Below are 7856 nucleotides of genomic sequence, written 5' to 3'. Positions count from 1 at the left end.
CAAAATAAATCTGTAATTTTAGAGTAACAAAACATAGATAGGTTTTTAGATTAATAAATTGAATTTCAGTACTTTAATTTACTAAAAATCTATCTTTTTTACTATTAAAACTTATCTAAATATTAATCGAACTCAGGTTTAGAGGGTCGCTTTTATAGCTGCTTGTGCAGAAGCTAATCGAGCAATTGGTACTCTATAAGGCGAACAACTTACATAATTCAATCCTGTTCTATAACAGAATTCAACGGAACTCGGCTCGCCACCATGTTCTCCACAAATTCCAACTTTTAAGTTAGGTTTTGTACTTCTTCCGCGTTCGGTAGCCATTTCTACTAACTGCCCAATACCTTCTTGATCTAAAACCTCAAACGGATCGACTGTTAAAATGCCCTTTTCTATATAAATAGGCAAAAATTTACTTGCATCATCTCTGGAATAACCAAATGCCATTTGTGTTAAATCGTTTGTTCCAAATGAGAAGAAATCGGCATACTGAGCAATTTTATCAGCAATTAAAGCAGCTCTTGGAATTTCTATCATAGTACCAACAGCATACTCAATAGTATCATTTCTTTCTTCAAAAACTTTATTTGCTGTTTCTCTAATGGCAGCCTCCTGACTTTCAAATTCAGTAAGCGTACCCACTAAAGGTATCATTATTTCTGGTTTAGCAACGATACCTTTTTCTTTTAAGTTTAATGCGGCTTCAATAATAGCTCTTGCTTGCATTTCGGTAATTTCTGGATACGTAATTCCTAATCTACACCCCCTGTGGCCTAACATTGGATTAAACTCTTCTAATTCAGCTACTTTTATTTTTACTGCCTCTAAAGTAATATGCATTTCCTCAGCTAAACTACGTTGCGTTTCCAATTGATGCGGAACGAATTCATGTAAAGGCGGATCTAATAAACGAACCGTTACAGGAAGCCCTTGCATAGCCTCAAAAATACCTTCAAAATCGCTACGCTGCATTGGCAGTAGTTTTTCTAAAGCACGTTGTCTACCTATTAGAGTATCTGATAAAATCATTTCGCGCATCGCTTTTATACGGTCTACTTCAAAAAACATATGTTCTGTACGTGTTAATCCAATACCTTGAGCACCAAAATTACGAGCTACACTTGCATCGTTAGGCGTATCAGCATTAGTTCTAACTTGCATTGTGGCATATTTCTCTGATAATTTCATGATTTCGGCAAACTCTCCACTTAATTCAGGTTCGCTAGTAGCTACTTTGCCTTCAATAATATTACCTGTAGAACCGTTTAAAGACATCCAATCGCCTTCATGATAAACTTTATCATTAACCTTTAAAGTTCTTGTTTTATAATTAATTTTTAAGGCGCCAGCTCCAGAAATACAACATTTACCCATGCCACGAGCAACCACTGCCGCATGCGATGTCATGCCGCCTCGAGCAGTTAAAATTCCTCGAGCAATATTCATACCTTCTAAATCTTCAGGAGATGTTTCAATTCGCGCTAAGATGGTGTACTTGTATTTGTTGGCTTCGTCTGCGAAGAACACTATTTGACCTGTTGCAGCCCCCGGAGAAGCGGGTAAACCTTGAGCTATTACATGAGCTTGTTTAAGAGCTTTAGGGTCAAAAATAGGGTGTAATAATTCATCTAATTTACTAGGCTCTATTCGCAAAATCGCTTCTTTTTCGGTAATAAAACCTTGTTTAAACATGTCCATGGCAATTTTAACCATAGCAGCACCAGTACGTTTTCCATTTCTAGTTTGTAGAATCCAAAGTTTCCCATCTTGAATGGTAAACTCCATATCTTGCATATCCTTATAATGGTTTTCTAATTTTTCTTGATAACCATTCAGTTCTTTATAAATGTTTGGCATGAGTTCTTCTAAAGAAGGATAGTTTTCAGCTCTATCTACTTCTTCAACTTTTGCCAATTCTGCCCAACGAATAGAACCTAATTTTGTTATTTGTTGTGGTGTTCTCGTTCCTGCGACTACATCTTCACCTTGTGCATTAATTAAATATTCACCGTTAAAAACATCTTCACCAGTACCAGCATCACGCGTAAAGCAGACCCCTGTTCCAGAGTTGTCGCCCATATTTCCATAAACCATGGCTTGTACATTAACGGCTGTACCCCAATTAGATGGATAACCGTGCATTTTTCTGTAATACATAGCTCTATCGCCATTCCAACTATTAAACACCGCCATTACAGCACCCCAAAGCTGATCCCATGGGTTTGTTGGAAAATCGTGCCCGGTTCTTTTTTTAACAGCATCTTTAAAATCGTAAACTAAATCTTTTAAATCTTGAATACTAAACTCCGTATCTAATTTTATACGTCGTTTATATTTGAGGTGTTCCATTATTTCTTCAAAAGGATCAATGTCCTCTTTAGCTTCAGGTTTCATACCTAAAACAACGCCACCATACATTTGAATGAAACGACGATACGAATCCCAAGCGAAACGTTCGTTACCTGTTCTAGTTGCTAAACCAATTACAGCGTCGTCATTCAAGCCAAGATTTAATACGGTGTCCATCATTCCGGGCATAGACACTCTAGCCCCCGATCGTACGGATATTAATAATGGATTTTCTTTATCTCCAAATGTTGTGCCCATTTGGGTTTCTATATTTGCTATTGAAGTTTCAACTTCTTCTTTGATAAGTTTAACTACCGCATCTTTTCCTAATAAATTATATTCGGTACAAACTTCGGTTGTAATTGTAAACCCTGGAGGAACAGGAATACCAATAGAACTCATTTCTGCTAAATTAGCACCTTTACCACCCAAAAGGTTTTTCATTGTACTGTTTCCGTCAGCTGTACTGTCTCCAAATTTGAAAACTCGAGCCTTTACATTTTCAAGTATTTCCATAATAATTAATAATTTATTTACTGTTATAAAACTCAATAAAAGTAGAATTAATTACAGGAAAAAATCATGATAAAAATCATGATAAGCCAATAATTTATAAGATATTATTAATACATGATTTAAATTATTTCTATTTAATAATATCACGACACAAAACATGTTTACTAACCCCAAAAAAAACATAAAAAAAGCACTTCCATTTTCATGAAAGTGCTTTTAAACTAATTCAAGTACTAAAGTCTATGCGAACTTTAATTTTTTAGTGGCTTGTTTATCCATTTTCTTGTATGCCTTTGTTACGGTTCTTTTCATTAATAATGAAACTATAAACGCTACAACAAATAATCCAGCAAAGACTTTTAATGTCGTGTCTAGTGAGCCTGTTGAATTTTTAACAACATCATAAATAGTTGGTCCAACAACACCGGCAAGACCCCAAGCTGCCAATACCATACCATGTATAGCACCCAACTGTTTTGTTCCGAATAAATCTCCTAAAAATGCTGGAAGTGTTGCAAATCCTCCACCATACATAGTTATTACTGTAAACAGTACGATTAAAAATGCTAATTCCATTGTCATTTGCGGTAGAAAAAAGAATGCTAAAATTTGAAATCCAAAAAAGATAATATATGTATTGGCTCTTCCGAGATAATCAGATAACGTTGACCACATAATTCTGCCTAATCCGTTAAACACCCCAATTAAACCGACTATACCTGCAGCTTCCATAGGTGTATAATTAAGCTTCTCTTGCATCATAGGGCTTGCTGCCGATATAATGGCAATACCACAAGAAATATTAATAAACATCATAATCCAGATATAATAAAAACGCCATGTTTTTAGAGATGCATTAGCATCAATATTAGCCATATCTGCCTTTATCTTTTTACCTTCTCCAGGTTTAAACCCATCTGGCATATAACCTTCTGGTGGTCTTTCAATATATCTTGCAGAAGATAAAATAAGTACCATATAAATTAACCCTAAAATGTAGAACGCATTGGAAACTCCAACGGAGTCGAAAAGGGATTGCATTACAGGACCAAATATTAAGGCTGCAAAACCAAACCCCATAATAGCCATCCCTGTGGCTAACCCACGTCTGTCTGGGAACCATTTCACTAAAGTACTTACTGGTGTAATGTATCCTAAACCTAGACCAATACCACCGATAACACCATAGCATAAATAGAATAGCCATAATGACTCTAACTGCACTGCTAGACCAGAACCTAAAATACCCACACCGTAAAATATACCTGCCGTGGTTCCACTAATTTTGGGCCCAACTTTTTCTACCCATCTACCTAAAAATGCTGCTGATAAACCGAGTAATAAAATAGCAATTTTAAATGCCCATTTTATAACACTGCCATCAACATCAAATATATCCTTAACAGGGTTGGTCATTACTGAATATGCATATACTGATCCTATTGAAATATGGATTCCTACTGCCGAAGCAGCTATGAGCCATCGGTTTTTTAGTTTTTGTGTTTTCATAATCTATACAATTTGAATGTGCTCTGTAGCAACATCTCTTAGTTTGTTTTTACTTCTTTGAAATATTTTTGCAGTATACTTACTGCAGATTGTATTTCCTCTTTTGTATTTTCTCTTGCGTCTTTCAATTCATACTCCCATCCTAAAGCTTTCCATTTATGAACCCCTAACTTATGATAAGGTTGAAGTTCAATTTTTTCAATGGTTTTATAATCCTTAAAATACTCGCCCATAGCATGTAATAATTCAGGGGTATTTGTAATACCTGGTATTAAAACATATCTCAGCCACATTTTTTTTCCAGAGGCTTCTCTGTGTTTTGCAAAATTGAATGTGGTTTCTTTATTTCTTTGTCCGGTTATATATTCATAACCTTCCTCAGTCATATGTTTAATATCTAACATCACCAAATCAGCATACTCATCTAATAATTCTTCAGTAAAATGATTTAATAACCTACCGTTCGTATCAATATTAGTATGAATTCCTTCTTCTTTAAGTCTCTTAAAAAAAGGAATTAAAGCTTTTGATTGCAACAAAGGTTCGCCCCCTGAAACAGTTACGCCACCTTTCTTACCAAAGTAAGGTTTCGTTTTTAAAGCCATGTCTACGAGCTCTTCAATAGGATATAACATTCCTCCAGCAGTATCAATAGTATCTGGGTTATGGCAATACAAACATTTTAATTTGCAGCCTTGAAGAAAAACAACCATTCTCACACCTGGCCCATCATGGGTACCAAATGATTCAATAGAGTGTACGTTTAATATGTTATCTTGTGTTTTGATAAGTCAGTGGTTTAAAAAAAACATCCGAAAAAGAAATATTTAAACTCCTTTTTCAGATGCTTTCAAAATATTAATAGAACTACATAGATTCGTGGAAAGAACGTGTAATAACTTCCATTTGCTGCTCTTTTGTTAATCTTACAAAGTTAACAGCGTAACCTGATACACGGATTGTTAATTGAGGATATTCTCCTGGATTCTCCATAGCATCAAGAAGCATCTCTCTATCCAAAACATTTACATTTAAATGCTGTGCTTTTTTGATAAAATAACCGTCTATGATGCTTGATAAGTTTTCTATTCTTTCATCAGTATCAGCACCTAATGATTTTGGTACTATAGAGAACGTATTTGAAATCCCGTCTAAAGAATCTTTATAATCAATTTTAGCTACTGAACTTAATGACGCTATTGCACCATTACAATCGCGACCATGCATTGGGTTAGCACCAGGAGCGAAAGGAATCCCGCTTTTTCTACCATCAGGTGTTGCTCCAGTTTTCTTACCATAAGATACATTTGATGTGATTGTTAATACAGACATGGTTGGTTCAGCATTTTTATATACTGGTAATTTTTTCAACTCATCATTGAAGTCAGCCACAGCTTTTGCAGCTAATTCATCAACGCCATCCTCATCATTACCAAAGCAAGGGAAATCGCCTTCAATTTCAAAATCTACAGTTAAACCTTCTTCATTTCTAATGGGTTTTACTTGTGCATATTTGATTGCTGAAAGTGAATCTGCTACAATGGATAAACCTGCAATACCGTAAGCAATATTAATGCTTGGATTGGTATCAATTAATGCCATTTGAGCTTTTTCATAATAGTATTTATCGTGCATGTAGTGAATAATGTTCATGGAATCATTATAAACTCTTGCCACTTCCTTCATAGCTATTTTAAAATTAGCCATCACTTTATCGAAGTCTAAATACTCACCATCATATGGCTCAATACCTTCAACCATTAGCTTCCCTGTATTTTCACAACGTCCGCCGTTAATTGCTAATAGTAATGTTTTAGCTAAGTTAGTACGTGCTCCAAAAAATTGAATAGATTTTCCTAAATCTTGGTAAGATACACAACATGCAATACCGTAATCGTCTGATCCACGTTCTGCTCGCATCATATTATCATTTTCAAACTGAATGGAAGAGGTGTCAATGGCTACCTTAGAACAGTAATTCTTAAAATTCTCTGGTAAATCTTTTGACCAAAGTACAGTCATATTAGGTTCTGGTGATGCTCCTAAATTATATAACGTATTTAAGAAACGGAAAGAGGTTTTAGTAACTTTAGTTCTTCCATCATCAAACATACCTCCAATAGCTTCAGTCACCCAAGTAGGATCTCCTGCAAATATTTCATCGTAAGCGCTCATTCTTAAATGACGCACCATTCTCAACTTCATTACCATCTGGTCAATATACTCTTGAGCTTCATCTTCAGTAATTAAACCTGCTTGTAAATCATTTTCAATATAAATATCTAAAAATGTAGACGTATTTCCTAAAGACATAGCAGCACCGTCCTGTTCTTTAACCGCAGCTAAATAACCCATGTATGTCCATTGTACAGCTTCTTTAGCTGTTACAGCTGGTCGTCCTAACTCTAAATTATAGTTATTACCTAGCTCAATAATATCTGCTAACGCTCTAATTTGCTCAGAAACCTCTTCTCGCAAACGAATTACAGCCTCTGTCATTGGTCCTGTAATATTTGCTAAATCTTTTTTCTTCTCTTCTATTAAAAAGTCAATTCCGTAAAGTGCTACACGACGGTAATCACCAATAATTCTGCCTCTAGCATAATTATCAGGCAAACCTGTTAAAAACCCTAAAGAACGGAACTTTCTAATTTCAGCATTATAAACATCAAAAACACCATCATTGTGCGTTTTTACATATTTAGAAAACAATTCAGTTAGAGCATCGTTAGGCTTTACACCGTGTTCTGCTAATGCTTTTTGAACCACTTTAAAACCTCCAAAAGGTTTCATGGCTCTTTTTAATAATTCGTCGGTTTGCAAACCAACTATTACTTCATTTTCTTTATCAATATAACCAGCAGCAAATGAGCTAACTGTTGAAATAGTTTCTGTATCTACTGAGCGTACACCATTGTTTTGTCTTTCTTCTTTGGTTGCCGCTTTACAAACGTCCCATAACTTTTCAGTTTTAGCACTTGGCCCAACTAAAAAATCTTGTGTGCCGTGATATGGAGTAATGTTTTTGATTACAAAATCTCTAACATTGACCTTTTCTGTCCAAATTCCATGTTTAAATTGTTTTACTTCCATCTCTAAATCTATTTTATATTTTGTTTTAATCTAAGTCAATGAATGACACTCCAAAAGTAGATACAGAACTCATACTAAAAGATGACAAATGTCATTAAACGCCATAAATCAAAGGTTTAGACCAAATAGTTTTTAACGAAAACGTTTGAGCTGCGAAACTTAAAAAAAGAAATTTTTAAACCTTTGTTTAAACTACCTAACAAAACGTAATGAAAAAGAGTTTTTATTAAAAAAAATTATAAGTATTTTTTTAGTACATGACAAAAATATAATTCATTGATTTTCAATAAATTAAGCATTGATTAATTAGGTTAAAGCATTGATTTTCAGTATATTAGATGAATAATTCCACTTATTTTTCTAATGAAGAAAACCAATGCTGTCAC

At 34.6% G+C, this 7856-nt stretch carries 4 protein-coding genes; all 4 read right to left on the bottom strand.

Annotated elements, in window-relative coordinates:
• Positions 1-138: 138 nt before the first annotated feature.
• Entirely contained in the window at positions 139-2868 is a 2730-nt protein-coding gene (ppdK, locus tag P8K68_RS13895) for a pyruvate, phosphate dikinase (protein WP_300252222.1), read from the bottom strand.
• A gap of 240 nt (positions 2869-3108) precedes the next feature.
• Complete coding sequence (locus P8K68_RS13890; RefSeq protein ID WP_300252220.1) at positions 3109-4377, bottom strand: OFA family MFS transporter; 1269 nt, start codon at positions 4375-4377, stop codon at positions 3109-3111.
• A 38-nt stretch (positions 4378-4415) separates the two neighbouring features.
• Entirely contained in the window at positions 4416-5129 is a 714-nt protein-coding gene (pflA, locus tag P8K68_RS13885) for a pyruvate formate-lyase-activating protein (protein ID WP_300252224.1), read from the bottom strand.
• Positions 5130-5244: 115 nt separating this feature from the next.
• Complete coding sequence (pflB, locus tag P8K68_RS13880; RefSeq protein WP_300252217.1) at positions 5245-7470, bottom strand: formate C-acetyltransferase; 2226 nt, start codon at positions 7468-7470, stop codon at positions 5245-5247.
• Between the last annotated feature and the right edge of the window lie 386 nt (positions 7471-7856).

Source organism: Algibacter sp., from assembly GCF_029245835.1.
In the GTDB taxonomy this organism is placed as follows: Bacteria; Bacteroidota; Bacteroidia; order Flavobacteriales; family Flavobacteriaceae; genus Algibacter_B.
Note: the sequence above shows the minus strand (reverse complement) of the source record. Positions and strands in the feature narration are given on the sequence as shown.

What these genes read in the sequence shown, in the direction of transcription:
- pflB (WP_300252217.1), bottom strand. Translation starts at nt 7,470, where the DNA reads ATGGAAGTAAAACAATTTAAACATGGAATTTGGACAGAAAAGGTCAAT.
- P8K68_RS13890 (WP_300252220.1), bottom strand. Translation starts at nt 4,377, where the DNA reads ATGAAAACACAAAAACTAAAAAACCGATGGCTCATAGCTGCTTCGGCA.
- ppdK (WP_300252222.1), bottom strand. Translation starts at nt 2,868, where the DNA reads ATGGAAATACTTGAAAATGTAAAGGCTCGAGTTTTCAAATTTGGAGAC.